The following is a 23374-nucleotide window of genomic DNA, read 5'->3' as shown; positions in this document are numbered from 1 at the left end:
CCTCAGCCGTTCCGCAGACTCCGCTCGTGGCGCGCCCGGGCGGCCAGCAGGGCGAGCGCGTACAGCGTGAGGACGGCCGTCAGCAGCAGGTAGTACGCGGGCGGCAGCGCCGCCATGTCCAGTGCGGGGCCTAGCGGCGTCAGCGGGAACAGGACGCCGATCGCCGCGAGCGCGGCGGCGGCCCACCGTACGGGGCTCGGCGCGCGCCCCTCGGCGGCGCTGCGGCCGGTGCGCAGCAGCACCATCACCAGGGCCTGGGTGAGCAGGTTCTCGGTGAACCAGCCGGCGTGGAACGCCGCTTCGCCGCTGCCCGCCGTGTGCCCGGCGAGCGCCAGCACCGCGAAGGTGGCGAGGTCGGCGACGGCGTTGAGCAGCCCGAAGCCGGTGATGAAGCGGAGGAGCGCGCGGGGCAGCAGTTCGGTGGGACGGCGCAGCGCTGAGCGGGGCGGCCGGTCGTAGGCGAAGGCCAGCTGGGCGGCGTCGAAGAAGAGGTTCTGGACGAGGACCTGGGCCGGGAGCATGGGCAGGAACGGCAGCAGCAGACCGGCCGCGAGCATCGCGATCACGTTGCCGAGGTTCGAGGAGAGGGTGATACGCAGGTACGTCGCGATGTTGCCGCTGCTGTGCCGGCCCGCGCTGATCGCGTGGTCGATCGCCGTCAGGTCCTTCTCCGCCAGCACGGCATCGGCGCTGTCGCGGACCACATCGACGGCGTCCCGCGGGCAGATGCCCACATCGGCGGCGTGCAGGGCGGGCAGGTCGTTGACGCCGTCACCGAGGAAGCCGGTGGTGTGCCCGCCGGCCCGCAGCGCGGCCACGACCCGGGCCTTGTGCGCGGGCGTGCAGCGCGCGAAGACGGTCGTACGGCGGGCCGCCCCGGCCAGCTCCGCGTCGGTGAGCGCGTCGATGTCGTCCGCCGTGAGTACGGCACCGGGCGCCAGGCCCAGGTCCCGGCAGACCCGGACGCCGGTGCCGGGGTGGTCGCCGGTGAGCACCTTGACGGCGAGGCCGTGCCGGGTCAGGCCCGCCAGGGCGTCGGCGGCGGTGGGCGCGAGCGCGTCGCGCAGCGCGACGAAGCCGCGGAAGTCCAGACCGCGCTCGTCGGCCGGGGTCCAGTCGCGGTGCCGGGCCGGCCGTTCGGCGGTGGCGACGGCGAGCAGCCGCAGTCCGCCCGCGGTCTCGCGGGCCGCGAGCGCGCGCAGCCGGTCCCGCTCCTCGTCGGGCAGTGCGCACCGCTGGAGGACGTCCTCGACGGCGCCCTTGACCACGATCGTGTGGACGCCGAGCCGTCCGGGGCTGCGGACGACCGCGGTGGCGAGCCGGCGTACGGGGTCGAAGGGGAGCGCCGCCACCCCGTCGTACGAGGTCGGCACGGACTCGTCCACCGCGTCGAGGAGCGCCTCGTCCAGTGCGTCGGGGACGGGCAGGTCGGCGAGATGCAGCGTCCACCAGGAGTTCACCGCCGCCCACCGGAGCACCTCGGGCGCGTCCCGGCCGTCGGCGTCCAGCGCGCGGTGGAGCACCGGGCGGTCCTGGGTGAGCGTGCCGGTCTTGTCCAGGCACAGCACATCGATCGCGCCCAGGTCGTGCAGCGCCGGCAGCCGCTTGACGATCACGCCGTGGTCGCGGGCCAGCAGGGAAGCGCCGCGCGCCAGGCAGGTCGTGACGATGACCGGGAGCATCTCCGGCGTCAGTCCGACCGCCACCGCCACCGCGAACGGCAGCGTCTCCAGGCCGCGGCCGCGCAGCGCCGCGCCCGCCATCAGCACCAGCGGTGGGGTGAGCAGCATGAACCGTACGAGGAGCCAGGAGACCCGGTGCACCGACCGGTCGAACGCACTGGCGGCGCGGCGTCCCGTACCGCCGTGCGCGGTGGCGAAGCGGGTGCGCGGCCCGGTCGCCACGACGACCGCGGTGGCGCTGCCGGATGCCACGCTGCTGCCCTGGAAACACATCTGCGGCTGGTCGAAGACGCCGGCCCCCGGTGGCTCCGGTGCGTCGACCGGATGCCTGGCGACGGGGGCGGACTCCCCGGTGAGCGCCGCCTGATGCACTGTCAGGCCGGTTGCCTTCAGGAGCCGGACGTCGGCCGGTACCAGGTCGCCGGGGCCCAGCCGGACGACGTCCCCGGGCACCAGGAGGCCGACGGGGATCTCGCGGTCCCGCGCCGGCGCGTCCCGCTCCGTACGGCGCAGCACCGTGGCGGTGGTGGCCACCAGCTCACGCAGCGCGGCCATGGAGCGGTCGGCGCGGTATTCGCCGGAGGAGCGCAGGACGCAGCTGACCACGACCAGTGTCAGGATCACTCCCGCCGTGCCCCAGGCCGTCACCGTGGCCGACACCAGGGCCAGACAGAACAGCACGGCGGTGAAGGGATCGCGCAGGCTCCGTACGAAACGGCGCGGCCAGGACGCGGTGTGCCACTCGGGGAGGGTGTTCTCGCCGAACCGGGCCAGCCGCTCCTCGGCCGCACGTTCGGTCAGGCCGCGCGGGCCGGTGTCCAGGTGCCGCAGCAGTTGCATCGTGGGCAGGGCCTCCGCGAGGGGAGACGCCTCGACCGGCGCGGGACCGCGCTCCACCGCGGGGGCGTCCCGGCCGTACGGTGTGCCGCGGGCCCCGTCGGTCTCAGGCGCCGAGGTCACGGCGACGCCGGGCCGGGGCCTGCGCGGTACGGTCCGAGAGCTGGCCGACGATCAGCCGCACCGCGGTCACCATGTCCGGGTCGTCGACGAAGTACACCTGCCGCCGGCCCTCCCGCCGCGACCGTACGAACCCGGCCAGCTTCAGCTTCGCCAGATGCTGGCTCACCGCGGGCAGCGCACCGCCCACCCGCTCCGCGAGCCCCGTCACATCGCTCTCGCCCTGCGCCAGCACCCAGACGATGTGCAGCCGCGCGGGCGAGGCCAGCAGGCCGAAGACGGCAGCCGATTCGGCGAACACCTCGGCGGACGGATCCTCGAAGTCCCCGGCTCCTGCCGCCACGATCGCTCTCCCGTCCTGCCCGGTCCGTGCCGCCCGGCACGGTTTTGCGCCCCTCATTTTAGGGGCAGGCAGGGCCGCGACGCCGCTCACCACCTGCGTTGCCGGGGTGGCCGATAATGATCGCCGTCGCATCCTTATCTACAGAGCTGTAGAACTTTCTCGTAGCCTGTCGCGTGACACCCCTGCCGCATCCCGCGGTAGGCACTCACGATCACACGGAAGACCCGGGCATGGAAATCTCAGGCATCATCAGCGCGATCGTCATCGGCATCGTCGTCGGTGTGCTCGGCAGGCTCGTCGTGCCGGGACGCCAGCGCATCGGCGTCCTCTGGACGATCGTGGTGGGCATCGTGGCCGCGTTCATCGGTACGGGCATCGCGGCCGCCTTCGGCGTCGCGGACACCAAGGGCATCGACTGGATCGAATGGATCATCCAGATCGTCCTGGCCGGCGTCGGTGTCGCCGCCCTGGACCGCATCAAGGCGCGCGGCTGACCGGCGCGCGGCCGACAAGACGACACACACGGAGGAGAGACATGGCTTCGATCGACCTCACCAAGGTGCTCGACAAGGCGTGGGCGGAGAAGGACCTCGCGGAGGTGCTCGCCGCGCCGGCGTCGGCGCTCAAGGGGGTCTCGGACCGCCAGGGCGCGTTGCTGGAGGAGGCGTTCGGCATCAAGACCGTGTCCGACCTCGCCCACCTGAGGTACTTCCACTGGGCGTCGGCCCTGGCCACGCTGGACGCCACTGCCAAGTAGGCCCCGCGGCGGCACAGTGGTGGTCCCGGCGCGGGGCCACCACCCGGCCGACCCCTCCTCGTCCCCCCATCTGCTCAACCAACTGAACAATTGAAGGAGAACGCCGCGATGGTGTTCAAACGGCTGCTCGGCGCGATCGGCGTGGGAGCCCCCTCGGTGGACACGGTGCTGGACGGCGGTGCCGTCCGGCCCGGTGACAGCCTGTCCGGACAGGTGCATCTCGAAGGCGGCAGCGCGGCCTTCGACATCGAGCACATCACCCTCGAACTCGTCGCCCGCGTCGAGGCCGAGCACGACGACGGGGAGCGCGAAGGCGCCCTGTCCTTCGACCGGTTCACGGTCGGCGGCGGCTTCCGCCTCGCGGCGGGCGAGCGGCGCAGCGTCCCGTTCACCGTCCGGCTCCCCTGGGAGACCCCGGTCACCGAGCTGTACGGGCAGCCGCTCGGCATCGTCCTCGGCGTACGCACCGAACTGGCCGTGGCCGGTGCCAAGGACAAGGGAGACCTGGACCCGCTGCGGATCGAGCCGCTGCCCGTCCAGGAGGCGATCCTGGAGGCTCTCGGGCAGCTCGGCTACGGCTTCCGCTCCGCCGACCTGGAGCTCGGGCACATCCGCGGCACGGGCCAGACGCTCCCCTTCTACCAGGAGATCGAGCTCACCCCGCCCCCGCAGTACGCGCACGCCGTCAACGAGATCGAGGTGACCTTCCTCGCCACACCGGGCGGGATGGAGGTCGTCCTGGAGGCGGACAAGCGCGGCGGCCTGTTCTCCGGCGGTCATGACGTGGTCAACCGCTTCACCGTCGGCCACGACGGCGTCGAGCACATCGACTGGAACGCGCAGGTGGACTCCTGGGTGCGGCAGCTCGTGGACAGCCGCGGTCCGCACGCCGCCGGGCACGCCGGCCCGTACGCATCCCACGACGACCACGCCGCTCCCCACTTCGCCGGCCACCACCACGACAGTCACCACCACGACAGCGGCCACCGCTCCGGTCCGAGCACGGGGGCCGTCGTGGCGGGCGTCGCCGCGGGTGCCGCGGTCGGCGTCGTGGGCGGCTTCGTCGCCGCCGAGGTCATCGACGAGGTCTTCGACGACGACGAGGACGAAGGCGACGACGAGGGCTGAGCGCCCACCGCGGCCGGCCCGCGGCGGTCAGTCCGCCGCGGGCGGCTCCGGTGTGTCCGCACTGCCGAGGACGTACAGCTCGGGGAGGTTCACCACGATCGCCTCCTGCGTGCTGCGGGCGATCACGACCACCGCCTCGTCGTCCGGGCTCGGGTTCTCCTCGCGGTGCGGCACGTAGGGCGGTACGAAGATGTAGTCGCCCGGTGAGGTGCGGATGCGGACCTCTTCCGGGGTGCCCGTGGAGTCGTCGAGGAAGACGAATTCCGGGTGCCCCTCGACCACGTGGATCGCCGTCTCGGAGGCGCCGTGGTGGTGGTTGGAGGAGGCGGTGGACGGGGCGACATGGGTCTGGCCCATCCAGATGCGCTCCGACCCGACGGTGCCGCCGCTGATCGCGGCGAACCGCCGCATCCCGCCCGTCTGCGCGGTGTCGCCGTCCAGCGCGTCGGCCCGTACGTGGTGCAGCCGGGCGCGCGGTGGGAGCTGTTCGCCGTCGTGGCCGTGGTGCGGCAGGTCGGGGTGGAAGGCGTCGTGTCCCGTTGCGGTGTCCGGCTCGGCGGAAGGTGTGGTGCCGGACGGATCGGTCTGTGAGGGCATGGTGGTGTTCCCGCTGGTCGGAACGGCACCGGCCGGCGAGACGAGCCGGTCTTCCGGCCCGACCGTAGAGAGCGCGGTGAACGGGCGTCAAGTGCCCTGGCCGGCGCGCATGAGCCTGCCCGCCTCGCCCGCCGTGACCGCAGCGCGGGCGCAGGGGAAGGAGGCCGCCGCGATCGAGTCCGTGACGTCACGCGTGACGTGAGGGGACACGGGGCGGCCGAGGAGGGCCCCGTGTCAGGCGTCGGTCACCACGGCGACCGGGGCGTCGGCGAAGTGCAGTACGGCGTGTCCGACCGCACCGATGTGACGGCCGCCGGGCCTGCCGCGCGCCCCCACGACCACCAGCTGTGAGTCGGCGGAGGACGACAGCAGCACCTCCGACGCACCGCCGAATTCGAGGACCGGCGCCACGGAGACCTGCGGGTACCGCTCCCGCCAAGGCGCGAGCGTGTCCTCCAGCGTCTGCCGCTCCGACTCCTCGAGGCCGCCGTGCTCGTCGGCGCGCCGCATCGTCGACGGCCGGAAGGAGAAGACGGTGGGCAGGCTCCAGGCCCGCACCGCACGGACCGCCGCACCGCGGGACGCGGCCGCTTCGAAGGCGAACGACAACACCGCGGTGGCCGCCTCGCCCGCGTCCTGCACCCCGACGACGATGTCACCGCTGCTGCTGTTGCCGCCGCTTTCCGCCCCGCCCTCGCGCTCACGGCCGCGGACCATGACGACCGGACACCGGGTCCGCTTGAGCACCTTGAGGCCGATCGAACCCACCAGGAAACCCAGCACCGGGCCGAGCGCGCGCGAACCCAGTACGAGCAACGCCGCGTCCTCGCTCCGCTCGGCCAGCCCGGCGGCCTCCGGGCCCGTCACGACTTCGCCCGTGACCCGCACGCCAGGATGGCGCGCGCTCACCCGCTCCTCGGTGTCCCGTACCAGGCGGGCGGCGACGGCCTGCTGCGCGTCCGGCGCCATGGCGAGCGCCACGTTCGCCAGCCGCTGCGGGTCCCAGGCGTGCACCAGGGTGAGCGGCAGACCGCGGCGGAGCGCCTCCTCCGCCGCCCAGTCGGCGGCGGCCGTGCTCTCGGCGGTGCCGTCGATACCGACGACGACGGTGGGAGCCATCCCAGGAACCTTCCGGTGAGGAGGAGCGTGCCGGGCGGTGTGCACCGTGACGGTGCGTCAGGTGATCACTCGTTCAGTGGCGCAGGAACGCGCTGTCGTTCAGTGGGCGGAGAGCCGGGCCTTCCCTCTCGGTGCTGCCGAAGCGGTCACGGCACACTAATTCATGTACCGTCCGAAATCCCTCGAATTGCGCCGTGCGAGGCGTGTCAGTCACACGCATCACTCACCGGTCTCCGCCCCCTCGCTCACTCGCCTCGCGCCCACTCGACACGCAGTTCCAGGCCGCCTTCGTGGGCGCGGCCCAACTGCCGCGCACCGCACTGCGCTTCCGCGGGCTCAACATCCAGCTGCGGATGTTCCAGCTGCGGATGTTCATATCCTTCCTGGGACTCGACCACGCCGACGCCTGCGACCGGATCGTGCGCCAGGACACCGCCATCCTCGAAGCCCTGCGCAACCGCTCGGCGCCCGACGCCGTACGCCAGTGGCGCGCGAAGATCGCATACATGGTCCGCTACATGTCCGCGCAGCTGCTCCAGGAAGACTTCGACGCCCCCCTGGCTCATCATCACCGGCACCAAGGCCACCACAGGCCCGTGACCTCGCCTGGGTGGCTCTGCATCTATAAATCAGATCGCCTGCAACGAAAACAACTGTTGGACAGAACTTCGGGCGGGTCTGAGGATCTCTCGTGCGGTAGCTCGGTCGGCTCGGCAGCGGGCATGGAGCACCGCCTGATAGGAGGTCGAATTGTCGAGCGAAGAGACTGAAGTAGTCGTCGTCGGGGCGGGCCAGGCAGGCGTGGCGATGAGTGAGCACCTGGGAGCATGCGGGATACCGCACGTCGTCCTGGAGCGGCACCGTATCGCCGAGCGGTGGCGTTCGGAGCGGTGGGATTCCCTGGTCGCGAACGGACCCGCGTGGCACGACCGATTCCCGGGGCTGGAATTCTCCGACGTCGACCCCGATGCCTTCGCTTCGAAGGAAAAGGTCGCGGACTACTTCGTTGCGTACGCCGAGAAGATCGGTGCGCCGATCCGGTGCGGGGTCGAGGTGACCTCGGTGCGGAGGCACACCGGACGGCCCGGCTTCCGCGTCGAGACGTCGGAGGGCGTCATCGACACGCGCTTCGTCGTGGCCGCGACCGGACCGTTCCAGCGGCCCGTCATCCCGCCCATCGTCCCGGACGGCGCCGTCCCCGTGCAGCTCCACTCCAGCGGGTACCGCAACCCGGAGCAGCTGCCCGAGGGCGCGGTCCTCGTGGTCGGAGCCGGTTCCTCGGGCGTCCAGATCGCCGACGAGCTGCGCCGGTCCGGTCGCCGGGTCTTCCTCTCCGTCGGCCCCCACGACCGGCCGCCCCGCGAGTACCGCGGACGCGATTTCTGCTGGTGGCTCGGTGTGCTCGGGCGCTGGGACGCGGAGACGCCGCCGCAGGGCGCCGAACACGTCACCATCGCGGTCAGCGGTGCACGCGGCGGCCACACCGTGGACTTCCGTGCCCTGGCCGCCGACGGCATCGAGCTGGTCGGCCTGACCGCGTCCTACGACGAGGGCGTGCTGCGCTTCGCGCCGGACCTCGCCTCGAACATCGCACTCGGCGACGCCAAGTACCTCGAACTCCTCCGGGCGGCCGACGCGTACGTCGAGCGCAATGGGCTCGACCTGCCGGAGGAGCCGGAGGCCCACGTCCTGGGGCCGGACCCGGCATGCGTCACCGAACCCCGGCTGGAACTCGACCTGGCCGAGGCCGGCGTCACCTCGATCGTCTGGGCGACGGGCTTCGCCGCCGACTACAGCTGGCTCCAGGTCGACGCGTTCGACGAGAACGGCCGGCCGGATCAGCGGCGCGGTGTGTCGTCCGAGCCCGGCGTCTACTTCCTGGGCCTGCCCTGGCTGTCCCGCCGCGGATCGAGCTTCATCTGGGGGGTCTGGCACGACGCCAGGCACGTCGCCGACCACATCACGACCCAGCGGGGATACCTCGCGTACGGCACCCCCGACCGCCCCGGCACCACGCCGGCGACCCAGAACGCCTGAGGAGCACAGCATGACCTCCACGAACGAAGGGCGCCAGGTGAAGGCCCCGATCGTCACCGGCGGCCACACCCGGATCCGGCCGTTCAACACCCGCGACACCTATCCCGAGCAGAGCCTCGACAACGACCTCTGCCAGGCCGTCGTCGCCGGCAACACCGTCTACGTACGGGGCCAGATCGGCCAGGACCTGGACACCAGCGAGTCCGTGGGCATCGGCGACGCCGAGGCGCAGGCCGAGCAGGCGATGGCCAACATCAAGATGCTGCTCGAAGAAGCGGGCAGCCGCATGGAGCACCTGGTCAAGCTGACGATCTACCTGATCGACCCGCGTTACCGCGAGGCGGTGTACCGCACGGTGGGCCGCTGGACCAAGGGCGTGCACCCGATCTCCACCGGCCTGGTGGTGTCCGCGTTGGCCCGTCCGGAGTGGCTGTGCGAGATCGACGCGGTCGCCGTGATTCCCGAGGAGGAGCAGGCATGACGTTTTCCCTGGTGGTCCGCGACGGCGAGCGCTTCGGCATCGTGGCCAGTTCGTCCAGTCCGGCGGTGGCGGCACGGGTCGCCCATCTGAGGCCCGGTATCGGAGCCGCGACCTCGCAGAACATCACCGACCCCACCCTCGGGACCAGGCTGCTGGACCGGCTGGGCGAGCACGGCGACGCCGGCCGCGCGCTCACCGACGTCACCGAGGCGGTCGGCAACATCGAGTACCGGCAGCTGACCGTGGTCGGCCGCTCCGGCCCCGGGTTCGCCTACAGCGGCTCCCGGACGCTGGGCAAGCACGCCTCCGCCACCGCCGACGGTGCGGTCGCGGCGGGCAACATGCTCTCCGGCGAGCACATCCCCGATGTGCTCCTCGAAACCTACTTCGCGACCACCGGTGAGCTGGAGGAGCGGCTCATCGCCGCCCTGCGGGCCGCTGTCGCGGCCGGCGGTGAGGAGGGGCCGGTGCACTCCGCGGGGCTCTCGGTGGTCGCGGACGTGGACTGGCGCGTCACCGACCTGCGCGTGGACTGGGCCGATGACCCCGAGGAACGCCTCGCGGACCTCGTGTCCGTGTGGCTGCCGCAGCGCGACGACTACGTGCGGCGCGGTCTCGACCCCGCGTCCGCACCCTCGTACGGCGTTCCGGGCGATCTGTGATGGGTACGCAGAAGGAGGCTGCCCGGCGCGAAATCGACCGGCACGCCGAGGAGTTGATAGCCCTCTCGGAACGGCTGCACGCCGACCCGGAGACCGCCTGGGAGGAACATCGGGCCGCGGCCGCCGTACCGGAACTGCTGGACCGGGCGGGCTTCGACGTCACCCCCTCCTACCTCGGGCTGGACACGGCGTTCCACGCCCGGTTCGGCAGCGGGCCCCGGCGGATCGCGCTGTGTGCCGAGTACGACGCCCTGCCCGGACTGGGCCACGCGTGCGGGCACAACCTGATCGCGGCGAGTTCGGTCGGTGCCGCGCTCGGGCTGGCCGCCGTCGCCGACGACGCCGGGCTCACCGTGGAGGTCTACGGCACCCCCGCCGAGGAGGGCGGCGGCGGAAAGATCGAGATGCTGGAGCGTGGTGCTTTCGCCGGCGTGGACCTGGCGATGATGGTGCACCCGGCGCCGGTGGACGTGGCCGAGGCCCGTCCGTTCGCGGTCAGCCACTCCAAGGTCTCCTACACCGGCAAGTCCGCGCACGCCGCGGCGTACCCGGAGGCCGGCATCAACGCGGCCGACGCCTTCACCGTGGCGCAGGTCGCCATCGGGCTGCTGCGCCAGCAGCTGCCCTCATCGGCCCGCGTCCACGGAGTGGTGACGCACGCCGGGGACGCACCGAACGCCATCCCCGAGCGCGCGACGGGACGCTGGTACGTCAGGGCCGAGACGCTCGCCGAACTGGCCGAGCTGGAGCCACGCGTCATGCGTGCCTTCGAGGCGGGCGCCCTCGCGACGGGGTGCGCGCTGGAGATCGAGCCGGAGAGCAAGCCGTACGCGGAGTTCCGCACCGACGAGGCCGCGCTCGGCCACTACCGTGCCAACGCCCTCGCCCTGGGGCGCGAGTTCGCTCCGCCGGGACAGGCCGCACGGATGAACCGGGCCTCCACCGACATGGGCAATGTCTCGCAGGTGGTGCCGGCCATCCACCCCTACATCGGCATCGGCTCCCTGCCCGCCACCAACCATCAGCACGAGTTCGCCGCGTTCTGCGTGGGCGGAACGGCCGAGCGTGCCCTGCTGGACGGCGCGGTCGCGCTGGCCTGGACCGGAGTGGACCGGGTGAAGCGCGAGCGGGAAACGGCGGCATGACCGGGGCGGCGGCCGCGGCAACGGCCTGCCACGTGCCGTGGCCCGCTCCGGACGACACTCCACCCGGGGCAGGCCCGGCCGCCACCAACCCCCCGATCCCCGACAACCCGGAGGACACCGATGTCCCTGACTCCCGGCTCACAGCACACCGCCCCGGCGAGCGGCGGGCACCGGACGGAGCACGACATGCTCGGCGACGTCGACGTGCCGGTGGACGCCCACTACGGAGTGCACACGGTGCGCGCGGTGGCAAACTTCCCGCTGACCGGGGAGACGCTCGCCGCCCGGCCCCACTTGATCGGTGCCCTGGCGGCGGTCAAGCACGCCGCGGCTCTCGCCAACGCAGAGGCCGGCGCCCTGGACGACCGACGCGCAGCGGCGATCGCGAACGCCTGCACCGAGATCCGTGACGGTGCGTTGCGCGAGCAGTTCGTCGTCGACCTCATTCAGGGCGGCGCGGGCACGTCGACCAATATGAACGCCAACGAGGTGATCGCCAACCGGGCTCTGGAACTGCTCGGCCGCCCCCGCGGTGAGTACTCCTCCCTGCACCCACTGGACCACGTCAACCTCGGGCAGAGCACCAACGATGTCTATCCGACCGCGGTGAAGCTGGCACTCGACGCACACATCGCCGAACTGCTCACCGCACTGGCCGGCTTGCGCGAGGCGTTCGAGGCCAAGGCAGCCGAGTTCGCCGATGTGCTGAAGACGGGCCGCACCCAGTTGCAGGACGCCGTTCCCATGACGATGGGCCAGGAGTTCGGCGCTTTCGCCGCCACCCTCGCGGAGGACGAGCAGCGGCTCGGCGAGGCCCGCCTGCTGCTGCACGAGCTCAACCTGGGCGGTACGGCCATTGGCACCGGCCTCAACGCCCGCCCGGGCTACCGCGAACGCGCGGTGGAACACCTGCGCCGGCTGACCGGGATTCCGACGCTCGTGTCCTCGCCCGATCTCATCGAGGCCACTCAGGACGTCGGGGTCTTCGTCCAGCTGTCCGGCGTGCTCAAGCGCGTCGCCGTGAAGCTGTCCAAGATCTGCAACGACCTGCGGCTGCTGTCCTCGGGGCCGCAGACGGGATTCGGCGAGATCGGCCTGCCCGCACGCCAGGCGGGATCGTCCATCATGCCGGGCAAGGTGAACCCGGTGATCCCCGAAGCGGTCAACCAGATCGCGTTCGAGATCATCGGCAACGACGTGACCGTCACCCTCGCCGCCGAGGGCGGTCAGCTCCAGCTCAACGCCTTCGAGCCGATCATCTACCGGAGTCTGAGCGCGGGCCTCGACCACCTCACCGCGGGGATCGGGGTCCTCACCGAACACTGCGTACGCGGCATCACCGCCAACCGGCGCCGGCTCGCGGAGACCGTCGCAGCCTCCACCGGACTGGTCACCGCGCTCAGCGCCGCACTCGGCTACGAGACCGCCTGCGCCGTCGCGCTGGAGGCACACCACACCGGTACGCCCGCGCTCGACCTGATACGTGAGCGCGAGCTGCTGACCGACGCCGAACTCCGCGTACTCACCAGCCCGGCCTCCCTGACCGGGCTGCCCACGCTCTGAGAGCACGACCGCGAGCCCCACCGTTCGAGAACACCACCGCTCTGAGAGCACCACCGCTCTGAGAACACGACGCCGACGGCATCCGTACAGCCCCGGCTCTTCCACCCATCCCCACAAGGAGGTGCATATGCCCACCTGCAGCAAAGACGCCACGACGACGGAGGCCGAGGTGGCCACCGACGTTGTCGCACTGCGCAGAAGCGTCGTCGCGGGAGCCATCGGCGTGTTCGTGCACTGGTTCGACTGGGCTGCATACGCCTATCTCGCCGGTACCGTCGCGACCGTGTTCTTCCCGGCCGAGGACAGTACGACCGGGCTGCTCGCCGTGTTCGGTGTCTTCGCCGTGTCGTTCGGCATCCGGCCGATCGGTGCCATGGTGTTCGGGCCGCTCGGCGACAAGATCGGACGCAAGCGCACCCTGTCGCTGGTCATCTTCATGATGTCCGGCGCCACCCTGACCATCGGCCTGCTGCCCGGCTACGCATCGATCGGGATCGCCGCCCCGATACTCCTGGTGGCCCTCCGCCTCGTACAGGGCTTCGCCGCGGGCGGCGAGTTCGGCAGCGCGGCGAGCTTCCTCGCCGAGAGCGCCCCGCGGCGCCGTCGCGGATTCGGTGTCAGCTGGCTGGAGGTCGGCTCCCTGCTGGGCTTCCTCGCCGGCTCCTTCGTCTTCCTGCTGCTGTCCACGGGCCTTGACGACGGCCAACTCACCTCCTGGGGCTGGCGCATCCCCTTCCTCGTCTCCGCGCCGCTCGGCGTCATCGGCGTCATCATCCGCAACAAGATCGAGGACACCCCGGAGTACCGGGCACTCGAAGCCAACGATGCGGTACCGAGCAGCCCCGTACGGGAACTGGTCCGCTCCCACAAGCGGCAGTTGCTGCAGGCGGCCGGCCTGATGACGGCCATGCACGTGCCCTTCTACATGGTGCTGACGTACCTGGTCACGTACGAGACCGACCACCTGGGGCACTCGGCCGACAGTGCAGCGCTGCTGTCCACGGTGATCTCCCTGCTGGGCCTGGTGCTCGTACCGGTGTTCGGCCACCTCTCCGACCGGGTGGGACGCAAGCCGGTCTTCGTGGGAGCCACCGTGGCCCTCCTGGTCGTCTCCACCCCCGCTTTCCTCCTCATGCGGGCCGGACTCGCCGGAACCTGGGCCGCCGGACTGCTGCTCGGTGTGATCCTCGCGGCGATCCTCGGTACGTACGCGGTGTGGTCGGCGGAGACCTTCCCCACCCGCACCCGCCAGAGCGGCCTGTCCATCGCCTACAACCTCACCGCCGCCCTGTTCGCCGGCACGGTGCCCTATGTCATGACCGTGCTCATCTCGGCGACGGGCAGCACCCTGGTACCGGGCCCGTACCTGATGGTGTTCGCCGTCGGCGGCCTCGTCGCCGCCCTGTCCCTCAAGGAGACCAGGGGTTCCGCCCTGCTGCGCCCCGAGGACGTCTCCGAGACGCCTCCGGAGGCCCGCCGAGCCACGCCTGCCGCATGAGGCAGGGCACGGGGGACGGACCACAAGGCGCGAGGGGCAGTCACGTATGACGCCACTGATGGGTTTCACCCTTGTTCAGCTCCGCTACCTCCCCGTCACCGCCGAGTGCGGGTCGATGACGGAGGCCTCCGGGGAGCTGCACATCGCACAGTCCGCCGTGTCCACGGCCATCAACAACCTGGAACGCGCCCTGCAAGTGCAGCTACGAGACCGTACTCCCTGGTGGCCCGGGGCCTCGGCTACTCCGTACTGAACCAACGGCCGGCGACGAGCCAGACCTACGGCGGCGGCGAGATCGCGGAACTGGAACTACGCGACGGCAGCCCCCACTGAAAGTCAAACTCGCCTCCCTCGCAGACATGACCCAAACCACCCGCGTCCGGGCGGTGAGGGGCCGGCTACGAGAATTTGCCGCCGGCCCGGCCAGGGCTTGACCTGCGGGTTGCCCACGCCTTCGTCGGCCTGGTGCTTGTCGGCCTGCGCAGCCGCCGGTCCTGAACACTGCTCAGAGCATCTTCAGCCCACCGTCCACGGCCAGGACCGTGCCGGTGGTGTGGGTGTTGCGCGGGCTCGCCAGGTACAGCACGGCCTCGGCGACGGCCTCGGGCTCGGCGAACGAGCCGACCACCTGTCGGCCCAGCAGCTCGGACTCCGCCCCGTCGATCAGCCGCTCGGTCAGGTCCGTCCTGGTGATCCCGGGGGCCACCGCATTCACCAGGATGCCGCGGGAGCCCAGTTCGACGGCCATGGCCTTGGTGAACGCCTCCAGGCCGCCCTTCGAGGCGGCGTAGTTGGACTGGCCCTTGCCGGGCTTGGCCGCCGCGGCGGAGGAGACGTTGACGATCCGGCCCGACCGCTGCCGCACCATGGTGAGCGCGGTGGCCTGCGTGAGGAGCATGGGGCCGATGAGATTGGTGGCGATGACCTCGTTGATGTCGTCGGCGTCCATCGACAGCAGCAGTTTGTCGCGGCCGATGCCCGCGTTGTTCACCAGGACGTCGATCCGGCCGAACGCCTCGATCACCGCCCCGGCCAGTTGCCTGGGCACCTCGGGGCGGGCGAGGTCGCCGGGGAACAGCTCGACCCGGCGGCCCAGCGCGGCGATGCGCTCGGCCACGTCCTGGGCCTGTGCCGCCGAACTGCGGTAGTTGAGGGCGATGTCGCAGCCGGCCTCGGCCAGCCGGAGGGCGATGGCCCGGCCGATGCCCCGGGCCGCGCCGGTGACGAATGCTACTTGACCTGCGAATTCCATAAGTGTTCCTGAACGTGGGGAGTGTGGCGGGGGCGGGATGGCCCGCCCCCGCCGTGGAGGGCCAGTACGCGCCGACGAAGCCGGTCAGCACGCGCTCACTGCGGCTGTACGGTGACGGTGCGCGACGCCTTCAGGTCCGCCGAGGAGGAGCCCACCTGGACGGTGCGCTCGCCGGTACCCAGCCGCCAGTCGTGCACGGCGGAGTCCCAGTACCGCAGCTGCTGCTCGTCGACCGTGACCGTGACCCGGCGCTGCTCTCCGGGCGCCAGGGCGACCTTGGTGTAGCCGGCGAGCTTCTTCTTCACCTGAGGTGCCGTGGTGTCGGGGCTGGGGCCGAGGTAGAGCTGCACGGTCTCCTCGCCCGCGCGGGACCCGGTGTTGCGTACGGTCACCGTGGCCGTCAGGCCCGCTTCGGTACGCCGCACGTCCAGGTCGCGCTGGTCGAAGGAGGTGTACGACAGGCCGTGGCCGAAGGGGAAGAGCGGGGCCACGCCCGTGTCGTCGTACCAGCGGTAGCCGACCTTGAGCCCTTCGGAGTAGGTCTGCTTGCCGTCCACCCCGGGGTAGCGGTGCGGGTCGCCCGCCATGGGATGGGCCGTCTCGCTCGCCGGGAAGGTCTGGGTGAGCCGGCCGCTGGGGGCGCTGTCGCCGTACAGCAACGAGGCGGTGGCCTCGGCACCTTCCTGCCCCGGATACCACATCTCCAGGACCGCGGCGGTGTCGCGCAGCCAGGGCATCAGGACGGCGGAGCCGGTGTTGAGGACGACCACGGTGCGGGGGTTGGCCTTGGCCACCGCCGCGATCAGCTCGTCCTGCCGGCCGGGCAGGGACAGGGAGTCGCGGTCCACGCCCTCGGTGCCGTCGTCATGGGCGAAGACGATCGCGGTACGGGCCTTGGCGGCGGCCTCCACTGCTCGGTCGAAGTCCTTGCGGGCCTGCTCGGGGGTGACCCAGGTCAGATCGGCGGTCAGCGGCGTGTCCTCCCAGGCCCAGCCGTTCATGGTGACGGGGTGGGTTCCCTTGGTCAGATGCACGGTGGTGGAGACCGTGCCGAAGTTCTCCGTGCCAAGGATCATCGGCTGGTCGCCGATGTGGAGGTTGGCGACCCCGCCCATGACCTTGAAGGCAAAGGTGTAGTCGCCCTCGGCCGGCACGGTCAACTTGCCTTCGTAGAACGTGCCCTTCTCCAGCGGGTCCAGCTGCTTGCCGTTGGTGAAGACGGGGCTGAGCGCGGAGCCGGGCACCGGGGCGCCGACCTTGTCCTCGCCCGGCTCGTACGTCACCGATGTGCCTTGTCCCGCCCGCTTCCGCAGCGCGTCCACCGGGGCGGTGGCCCGGTCGGGCACGACATGGGAGCTGCCGTCGCCGGACACCTTCGGGTACTTGGCGCTGTTGCCGATGACCGCGATGTCACCGGTGTCCCGGTCCGACAGCGGGAGGGTGCTGTTCTCGTTGCGCAGCAGCACCCCGCCCTTCTCGGCGATGGTACGGGCCGCCGCGCGGCCGGCCTCCGGATCGCGCTCGGGGCGGGGCGTGCCCTGACCGAGCAGCCCGAAGCGTTCCAGCTGGCCGACGATGCGGATCACGGACCGGTCGAGGGTGGTCTCGGGGACGGCCCCCTTCGCGATGGCGGCCTTCAGCTCGGCGTCGAAGTACTTCGAGGGCGGTACGGGCTCGCCGAGCTGAAGGTCGATGCCCAGCTCCTGGTCCAGGCCCTTGGTGATGTCGGAGGTGGCGTGAGTGGCCAGCCAGTCGGACATCACCCAGCCGCGGAAGTTCCACTGCTCGCGCAGCACCCCTTGCAGCAGGCCGTCGTTGCTGCACGAGTGCGCGCCGTTGACCTTGTTGTACGCGCACATCACGGAGGCGGCGCCGGCCTTCACCGCGCTGCGGAACGCCGGCAACTCCACCTCCTGCAGAGTCTGTTCATCGACGGAGGCGTCGACCGTCATGCGGTCCCGCTCCTGATTGTTGGCCGCGAAGTGCTTGACCGTGGCCATCAGTCCCTGCCCCTGGATTCCGCTGATCTCGCCGGCGGCCATCCGGGAGGACAGCAGCGGGTCCTCGCTGAACGTCTCGAAGTTCCGTCCCGCGTAGGGCACCCGGATGATGTTCGTCATCGGGGCCAGCACATTGTCCTGGCCCAGCGCGCGGCCCTCGCGGCCCAGCACCTTGCCGTACTCGCCCGCGAGGCGGTCGTCGAAGGTGGCGGCGAGCGCCACGGGTGTGGGCATCGCGGTCGCGGTGCGGCCCAGCAGCCGGATGCCGGCCGGGCCGTCGGCGGTCCGCAGTTCGGGGACACCCAGTCGCGGGACGCCCGGCAGATAGCCGATGCCCTTGGTCGTCGGGCCGTTCTTCGGGCCCGTGGTCCAGTGGACGAACGAGATCTTCTCGTCGAGCGTCATCTTGGCCACCAGGGCGCGCACTCGCGCCGACCCCTCTTGGGGTGCGGCGTCGGCGGCCGGGGCGGTGAGCAGGGCGGTGGCGCACACGGCGGCGAGCGCGTGCGTCAGGAAGCGGCCGGCCCGGCCGCGTGGCCGGGGCCCGGCGCCCTGCCGGTGTCTTCTGGGCAACAGCACGATCAGTTCCTGTCCTTGGTCTACGGCGTCATAGAGGTCTACGGGCGAAGTGCGGCCCCGGACTGCGGTCGGGGTGGGCCCGGGGCGGGGTGCTCACAGGTCACCGAGCCAGCGGTGCACGGCGTCGGCGGTGGCGCGGGCGTGCTCGGTCATCATCGTGAGGTGGGTGCCGGGGGCGTCGACGGCGGTGTGCTCGCCGCCACCCCAGCGGGCCCGCCAGCCGTCCGGCTCGCCGGCCCACGGCTCCATCGGCTCGCTCGCCCGCACGAACAGCACCGGCGCCTTCGTCGGGCTCGGCGCCCACGGCAGGAGCATCTCGTTGTACGCGCCCATGGCGGTGAGCCGGGTGTCGTCGACGGTCACCACTGACCGCTCCATGACCCAGTCGAGCATCGCGTTGCGCCACACGGCCATCGCCCCGGGCGCGCTGGGCAGATACACGTCCGCCAGCACCAGTGCGACGGGCCCGTCACCGCGTTCCTCCAGGCGCAGCGCCAGTGCGTGTGCCAGCGAGCCGCCCATGGAGTGGCCGAACAGGGCGTAGGGCGCGCCCTGGGTGTGCCGTAGTACGGCGTCGGCCTGTGCGTCGAGCAGGATGTCCAGCGATCCGGGCAGCAACTCGGCGGCGCCGAAGCCGGGTTGACGGAGTGCCGATACCTTCAGCCGGCCGTCCAGGGCGGCTGCCAGGGCGGTGAACTCCTCCGGGCCGGATGCCGCCGCGGTGCCCGAGCAGCAGATCAGCTCCGGGCCGGGGCCGCGGCCCGCGGTCAGGGGGACCGGGGCCTGCTGCCATTCGGCGGCCGTGCGCGGCCCCGCCGCCTCACCGTCGGCGGGGAAGGTGGGCCGGAACGCGGAGAGCGCGGCCAGCGCCGCCACGACCTCCTCGCCCTGGCGCAGCCGCAGCGCGCGCCGGTACATCGTCACCAGGCCGGACTCCTGGGCGGGCCGCGACGGGCCATTGGCGTCCTGGTCGGCGTCCGCTGCGGGTGCCGTGGCGAGGAGGGCGATCAGGTGGTCGGCCAGCTGTTGCGGGGTGGGGTGCTCCAGGACGGCGGAGGTGGGGACCTCGGTGCCCACGGCACCGGAGAGGGCGGCGGTGAGCTCGATGGCGGCGAGCGAGTCGAAGCCGATCTCGTCGAAGCCCGAGTCGGCCGGGACGTCGTCGAGCGCGGCATGGCCGAGCGCGGTGGCGGCCTCCGTACGGACCAGGGTCAGCAGCTCGGCGGGGCTCAGGGCCGCCGGGGCGGTGGAGTCCACGGGCCCTGCCGGGGTGGCCGAAAGCTCAGCAGCAGGCGCTTCGGCTGCCGTGTGGGCGGGGGAATCCTGGGCATCCCCGGACGCCGGGCCCGAGGCCTGCGCACCGTTGGCCGGCAGCCAGAAACGCCGGTGCTGAAAAGCGTAGGTGGGCAGTGGGACCCGGCGTGCTCCCGTGCCGTCGAACAGCCGCGACCAGTCCACCTCCGCGCCACGCGCGAAGTCCTCGGCGAGGGTGACGGCGAGGGCGTCGCCGCCGTTCTCTCGCGGCCCGGGGCCGAGGACGGCGCCCCCGGCCCCGCGCCTGCCCGCCGTCTCTGCCAGCTCCAGCAGCTGCGCCGTAACGGCAGCGGCGCTCACCCGCCCCCCGTCCGTTCCCGCGCACTCGACGAGGACCGCCGCACGGTGCCCGAGGGCGCTGCGGGTGGTGGCCAGGGAGTACGCGATGTCCAGCGGATCCAGCTGAGGGTGGCGCGCCAGGTGGTCGGACAGTTGCCGGGCCTGGTCGCGCAGTGCCGCCTCGGTATGGCCCGAGAGCACCCAGGGCACCAGTGCCGGCCGCGCCGTACCGGCCGGCCGCTCGGCGCCCGGTACGGCTGCCGGCGCCTGCTCCAGTACGACATGGCCGTTGGTGCCGCTGACTCCGAAGCCGGACACCGCGGCCCGCCGGGGCGCACCCGTCCCGGGCCACGGCACCGCCTCGGTGAGCAGCCGCACCTGTCCGGCGGACCAGTCCACGTGCCGCGTGGGGGCGTCCACGTGCAGGGTGCGGGGCAGTTCCCCGTGCTGCATGGCCAGCACCATCTTGATGATGCCGCCGACGCCCGCAGCGGCCTGGGCGTGACCGATGTTGGACTTCAACGAGCCCAGCAACAGCGGCCGTTCCTCCGGACGCTCCTGCCCGTACGTGGCCAGCAGCGCCTGGGCTTCGATGGGGTCGCCGAGCCGGGTGCCCGTGCCGTGCGCCTCCACCGCGTCCACTTGGTCCGCGCTCAGTTGCGCGTCGGCCAGCGCCTGCCGGATGACCCGCTGCTGGGAGGGGCCGTTCGGTACCGACAGTCCGCTGCTCGCGCCGTCCTGGTTCACCGCGGTACCGCGCACCACGGCCAGGATCCGGCGGCCCTCCCGCACCGCGTCCGAGAGCCGCTCCACCACGAGCACACCCACGCCCTCGGCCCAGCCCGTGCCGTCCGCCGCGTCGGCGAACGCCTTGCAGCGGCCGTCCGCCGCCAGCCCCCGCTGCCGGGCGAACTCCACATACGCATCCGGGTTGGCCAGCACCGCCACCCCGCCCGCCAGCGCCCGGTCGCACTCGCCCCGGCGCAGCGCCTGTACCGCCAGATGGAGGGCCACCAACGAGGACGAGCAGGCCGTGTCGACGGTCAGGGCCGGGCCCTCCAGGCCCAGGACGTAGCTGATCCGGCCGGAGACCACCGCCCCGGCGTTGCCGGTCAGCAGATAGCCTTCGGACCCCTCCGGCAGCCGCCCGGAGCCTTCGGCGCCGGTGGGGAGATAGCCCTGATGCGCCGCGCCCACGTAGACGCCGGTGCGGCTGCCGCGCAGCGAGCGCGGGCTCAGCTCGGCCCGCTCCAGTGCCTCCCAGGACGTTTCCAGCAGCAGTCGCTGCTGCGGGTCCATGACCGTGGCCTCCCGCGGGCCGATCCCGAAGAACGCCGCATCGAAGTCGCCCGCGTCATGGAGGAAGCCGCCCTCGCGGCAATACGTCTTGCCGCGCGCCGCCGGGTCCGGGTCGTAGATCCCCGCCAGATCCCAGCCGCGGTCGACGGGGAACGAGCCGACCGCGTCCGTGCCCGAGGTGACCAGCTGCCACAGGTCCTCGGGCGAACGGACACCGCCGGGGAAGCGGCAGGCCATGCCCACGATCGCGATGGGCTCGTGGCGGGCCGCCACCAATTCGTGGTTCTGCCGGCGCAGACGCTCGGCGTCCTTGACGGAGGTGCGCAGGGCGTCGAGCACCTTGTCCTGGGAGAGGGCCATGGGGTGGTCTCCTTGCTGGGGTCCGGCTCGGCCGCCGACCGAGCCGGATTCGTGCGGGGGAGGAGGGAGTGGTCGGGCGAGTCAGCTATCGGGGCTGCCGAGCACTAGGTTCACCAGGGACTCGGCGTCCAGTTCGTCCACCTCGTCGAGTGTGTCGAGCCTGTTCGACTCGGTGTCCCCGGCAGCCGTGCCGGGCCCGGTGAGGGCATCCGCGGCAGTGACCGCCGTCCCGGGACGCAGCCCGGCGAGTTCGAGCAGGCCCTCCAGCAGCCCGGCGTCGCGCAGCCGAGCCAGTGGCAGGGTCTGGAGTGCCCGCCGGACCTCGCCCTCCAGGTCAGCACCGTCCTCGTCGTCCGTCCCTACGGCCAGCAGCTCGTCGAGCCGGCTGGCCGCCGCCCAGGCATTGGGGTGATCGAACGCGAAGGTGGCGGGGAGGGTGCGGCCCACCGCCGCGCCGAGCTTGGCGGCCAGCTCGACCGCGGTGACCGAGCTGAACCCCAGCTGCCGGAACCCGCCCTCGGGGTCGATGTGTTCGGGCCCCGGGTGGCCGAGCGCGACCGCGGCGTGCCGCCGCACCAGGTCCAGCAGGATCTCCTGCCGCTCGGCGGCCGGAGCGCCCCGCAACCGCGCCATCACACCGTACTCCGCGGCCGCCTCGGCGGACTCCGGACGCGCGGCCGGCCCGTCGGCAGTGCGGACACCGGGCAGTTCCTCGATGAGCGGGCTGGGCCGAAAGGCGGTGAACGCGGGGGCGAACCGGGTCCAGTCGGCATCGACGACGGTCGCACAGGTCTCGCCCCGGTCCAGCGTCTCCTGCAACGCGGCCAGGGCGGTCTCCGGCGCCATCGGCCGCAGCCCGAGGGAGCCGAGGAACGCCGCGCCTTCCTGTCCCATCCCCTCGCCGTCCCAAAGGCCCCAGGCGATCGAGGTGGCGGGCAGCCCTTCAGCACGGCGCCGTTCGGCGAGCGCGTCCAGCGCGGCGTTGGCGGCGCCGTACGCGCTCTGCTCGCCGCCGCCCCACACACCGGCCCCGGACGCGTACAGCACGAACGCGTCCAACTCCTCGTCCCGCGTGAGCTCGTGAAGGTGGCGAGCGCCGGCGACCTTGCCCGACAGCACCCGTGCCAAGGTCTCCACGTCCGTGTCGGCCAGCGCGGCCGAGTGCGGCACGCCGGCGGCGTGGAAGACCGCGGTCAGCGGCCGGTCGCCCGGCAGCGACGCCAGCAGCTCCTGCAGCGCTTCCCGGTCCGACACATCACAGCCGGCCACTGTGACCGTGACGCCCAACTCTTCAATATCCGCAGCGAGTTCGCTGGACCCGGGGGTGTCCTTGCCGCGCCGTCCGACCAGTACGAGGTGCTCGGCACCGTTCCGGGCCAGCCAGCGCGCCAGATGCCCGCCGAGCGCACCCGTACCGCCGGTCACCAGCACGGTGCCGCGCGGTGCGTAGCACGTTGCACCGGCCGGCCTGCCGGTGGCGGGCAGGAGTCTGCGGCCGTACGCACCCGAGGCCCGCAGCGCGACCTGGTCCTCGCCGCCGGCCGCCGCCAGCACCTGGACCAGCCGCTCCCCGATCCGTGCGTCCGCCTCCGTAGCGCCCGGCACATCCACCAGACCGCCCCAGAGCGCGGGCAGTTCCAGGGCCACGCAGCGGCCCAGGCCCCACACCTGCGCACCGGCCAAGGACGGCCGCTCGGCGGGAGAGACCGCCACCGCCCCGCGGGTCACGGTCCACAGCCGCACCTTCGAGCTCTGGGCCACGTCGGCGAGGGTCTGGGCGAGCAGCATGGTCGAGGCCGTCGCGCGGTCGACGCCCGGGTGGTCGGGGTGCGGCAGCTCGTCGGCGCCGAGGAGGGAGACGATCCCGGTGCAGGCCGTGGCGTTCGCCTCGGTGAGGAGGGTGGTGAGTGCGCCGCGGTCCGTGCTGGGGTCGACGGTGAGGTGGGTGACGGCGGCGCCGTGGGCGGTGAGCGCCTGAGCCAGGTCAGCGGTGAGTTCGGCGTTGCGATCGGTGTGGGGATCGGTGCTGTGGTCAGTGGGTGAGATGAGCAGCCAGCGGCCGGTAAGGCGTGCCGAACCGGTGAACGACAGGTGCCTCCAGGTGACGTGATGCCGCCGACCGTCGCCGTCCCGGTCCGGTGCAAGCCAGTAGTGCTGGCGTTGGAAGGGGTAGGTGGGGAGATCGGTGGGTTGGGCGCCGGTGTTGTCGTAGAGGGTGGGCCATTGGATGGGGGCGCCGTGGGTGAAGGCTTCGGCGGTGGAGGTGAGGAAGCGTCGGAGGGTGCCTTCGTTGCGGCGTAGCGATCCGATGGCGGTGATGTT

The 23374-nt window shown here is 72.1% G+C and carries 18 protein-coding genes and 1 pseudogene; 11 read left to right on the top strand and 8 right to left on the bottom strand.

Going from position 1 to position 23374, the window contains the following annotated elements:
- Positions 1–2 precede the first annotated feature (2 nt).
- The gene (gene mgtA, locus ACIGQF_RS35935) at positions 3–2642 is read right to left on the bottom strand and encodes a magnesium-translocating P-type ATPase (protein WP_399719475.1); all 2640 of its coding nucleotides are present in this window, start codon (positions 2640–2642) and stop codon (positions 3–5) included.
- A complete protein-coding gene (locus ACIGQF_RS35930; RefSeq protein ID WP_361566417.1) occupies positions 2626–2985 on the bottom strand; it encodes a metalloregulator ArsR/SmtB family transcription factor in 360 nt (119 codons plus the stop codon). The genes mgtA and ACIGQF_RS35930 overlap by 17 nt, the downstream gene beginning before the upstream one ends.
- A gap of 227 nt (positions 2986–3212) precedes the next feature.
- On the opposite strand from ACIGQF_RS35930, the gene ACIGQF_RS35925 reads away from it, so the two are divergent.
- The 3 genes from ACIGQF_RS35925 to ACIGQF_RS35915 all read left to right on the top strand — a co-directional run bounded on the left by ACIGQF_RS35925 (position 3213) and on the right by ACIGQF_RS35915 (position 4867).
- Positions 3213–3476, top strand: coding sequence for a GlsB/YeaQ/YmgE family stress response membrane protein (locus ACIGQF_RS35925; protein ID WP_399719472.1), 264 nt, complete (start codon positions 3213–3215; stop codon positions 3474–3476).
- Positions 3477–3517: 41 nt separating this feature from the next.
- Positions 3518–3739, top strand: a complete 222-nt coding sequence (locus ACIGQF_RS35920) for a hypothetical protein (RefSeq protein WP_399719470.1) — start codon at positions 3518–3520, stop codon at positions 3737–3739.
- 108 nt (positions 3740–3847) lie between these two features.
- Complete coding sequence (locus ACIGQF_RS35915) at positions 3848–4867, top strand: sporulation protein (RefSeq protein ID WP_399719468.1); 1020 nt, start codon at positions 3848–3850, stop codon at positions 4865–4867.
- A gap of 27 nt (positions 4868–4894) precedes the next feature.
- Here ACIGQF_RS35915 and ACIGQF_RS35910 read toward each other — a convergent pair whose 3' ends face one another.
- Positions 4895–5464, bottom strand: a complete 570-nt coding sequence (locus ACIGQF_RS35910; RefSeq protein WP_399719465.1) for a cupin domain-containing protein — start codon at positions 5462–5464, stop codon at positions 4895–4897.
- 234 nt (positions 5465–5698) lie between these two features.
- The gene (locus ACIGQF_RS35905; protein ID WP_399719462.1) at positions 5699–6583 is read right to left on the bottom strand and encodes a universal stress protein; all 885 of its coding nucleotides are present in this window, start codon (positions 6581–6583) and stop codon (positions 5699–5701) included.
- 290 nt (positions 6584–6873) lie between these two features.
- On the opposite strand from ACIGQF_RS35905, the gene ACIGQF_RS35900 reads away from it, so the two are divergent.
- The 8 genes from ACIGQF_RS35900 (at position 6874) to ACIGQF_RS35865 (ending at position 14222) form a co-directional block, all read left to right on the top strand.
- The gene (locus tag ACIGQF_RS35900; protein ID WP_399719460.1) at positions 6874–7353 is read left to right on the top strand and encodes a hypothetical protein; all 480 of its coding nucleotides are present in this window, start codon (positions 6874–6876) and stop codon (positions 7351–7353) included.
- Entirely contained in the window at positions 7334–8620 is a 1287-nt protein-coding gene (locus ACIGQF_RS35895) for a flavin-containing monooxygenase (RefSeq protein WP_399719456.1), read from the top strand. The genes ACIGQF_RS35900 and ACIGQF_RS35895 overlap by 20 nt, the downstream gene beginning before the upstream one ends.
- A 10-nt stretch (positions 8621–8630) precedes the next feature.
- On the top strand, positions 8631–9101 hold the full coding sequence (locus ACIGQF_RS35890) for a RidA family protein (protein WP_399719454.1): 471 nt from the start codon (positions 8631–8633) through the stop codon (positions 9099–9101).
- Positions 9098–9763 carry a DUF1028 domain-containing protein gene (locus ACIGQF_RS35885; RefSeq protein WP_399719451.1) on the top strand — a complete coding sequence of 222 codons (666 nt, stop codon included), beginning with the start codon at positions 9098–9100 and terminating at the stop codon, positions 9761–9763. The genes ACIGQF_RS35890 and ACIGQF_RS35885 overlap by 4 nt, the downstream gene beginning before the upstream one ends.
- Positions 9763–10908, top strand: coding sequence for a M20 family metallopeptidase (locus tag ACIGQF_RS35880; protein ID WP_399719448.1), 1146 nt, complete (start codon positions 9763–9765; stop codon positions 10906–10908). The genes ACIGQF_RS35885 and ACIGQF_RS35880 overlap by 1 nt, the downstream gene beginning before the upstream one ends.
- Positions 10909–11028: 120 nt before the next feature.
- Positions 11029–12471, top strand: a complete 1443-nt coding sequence (locus ACIGQF_RS35875; RefSeq protein WP_399719445.1) for an aspartate ammonia-lyase — start codon at positions 11029–11031, stop codon at positions 12469–12471.
- Positions 12472–12598: 127 nt separating this feature from the next.
- Positions 12599–13969, top strand: a complete 1371-nt coding sequence (locus ACIGQF_RS35870; protein ID WP_399719443.1) for an MFS transporter — start codon at positions 12599–12601, stop codon at positions 13967–13969.
- 46 nt (positions 13970–14015) lie between these two features.
- Positions 14016–14222: a LysR family transcriptional regulator gene (locus ACIGQF_RS35865; RefSeq protein ID WP_399719441.1), complete on the top strand. Its 207-nt coding sequence runs from the start codon at positions 14016–14018 to the stop codon at positions 14220–14222.
- Between the two features lie 252 nt (positions 14223–14474).
- On the opposite strand, the gene ACIGQF_RS35860 is transcribed toward ACIGQF_RS35865, so the two are convergent.
- The 4 genes and pseudogenes from ACIGQF_RS35860 to ACIGQF_RS35845 all read right to left on the bottom strand — a co-directional run.
- The gene (locus ACIGQF_RS35860) at positions 14475–15221 is read right to left on the bottom strand and encodes a 3-oxoacyl-ACP reductase family protein (protein ID WP_399719438.1); all 747 of its coding nucleotides are present in this window, start codon (positions 15219–15221) and stop codon (positions 14475–14477) included.
- A 95-nt stretch (positions 15222–15316) separates the two neighbouring features.
- Positions 15317–17800 (bottom strand): beta-glucosidase H, encoded by a 2484-nt coding sequence (locus ACIGQF_RS35855; protein ID WP_399719435.1) that lies wholly within the window; start codon positions 17798–17800, stop codon positions 15317–15319.
- A gap of 117 nt (positions 17801–17917) precedes the next feature.
- Positions 17918–21052: pseudogene (locus tag ACIGQF_RS35850) on the bottom strand (beta-ketoacyl synthase N-terminal-like domain-containing protein); the annotation flags it as partial.
- A gap of 81 nt (positions 21053–21133) precedes the next feature.
- A partial coding sequence (locus ACIGQF_RS35845) for a beta-ketoacyl reductase (protein ID WP_399719432.1) occupies positions 21134–23374 on the bottom strand: 2241 nt, incomplete at its 5' end.

Origin of the sequence: Streptomyces sp. NPDC053560, assembly GCF_044544605.1 — a bacterium.
Taxonomy (GTDB): Bacteria; Actinomycetota; Actinomycetes; order Streptomycetales; family Streptomycetaceae; genus Streptomyces.
This window is presented reverse-complemented; position numbering and strand designations above follow the sequence as displayed.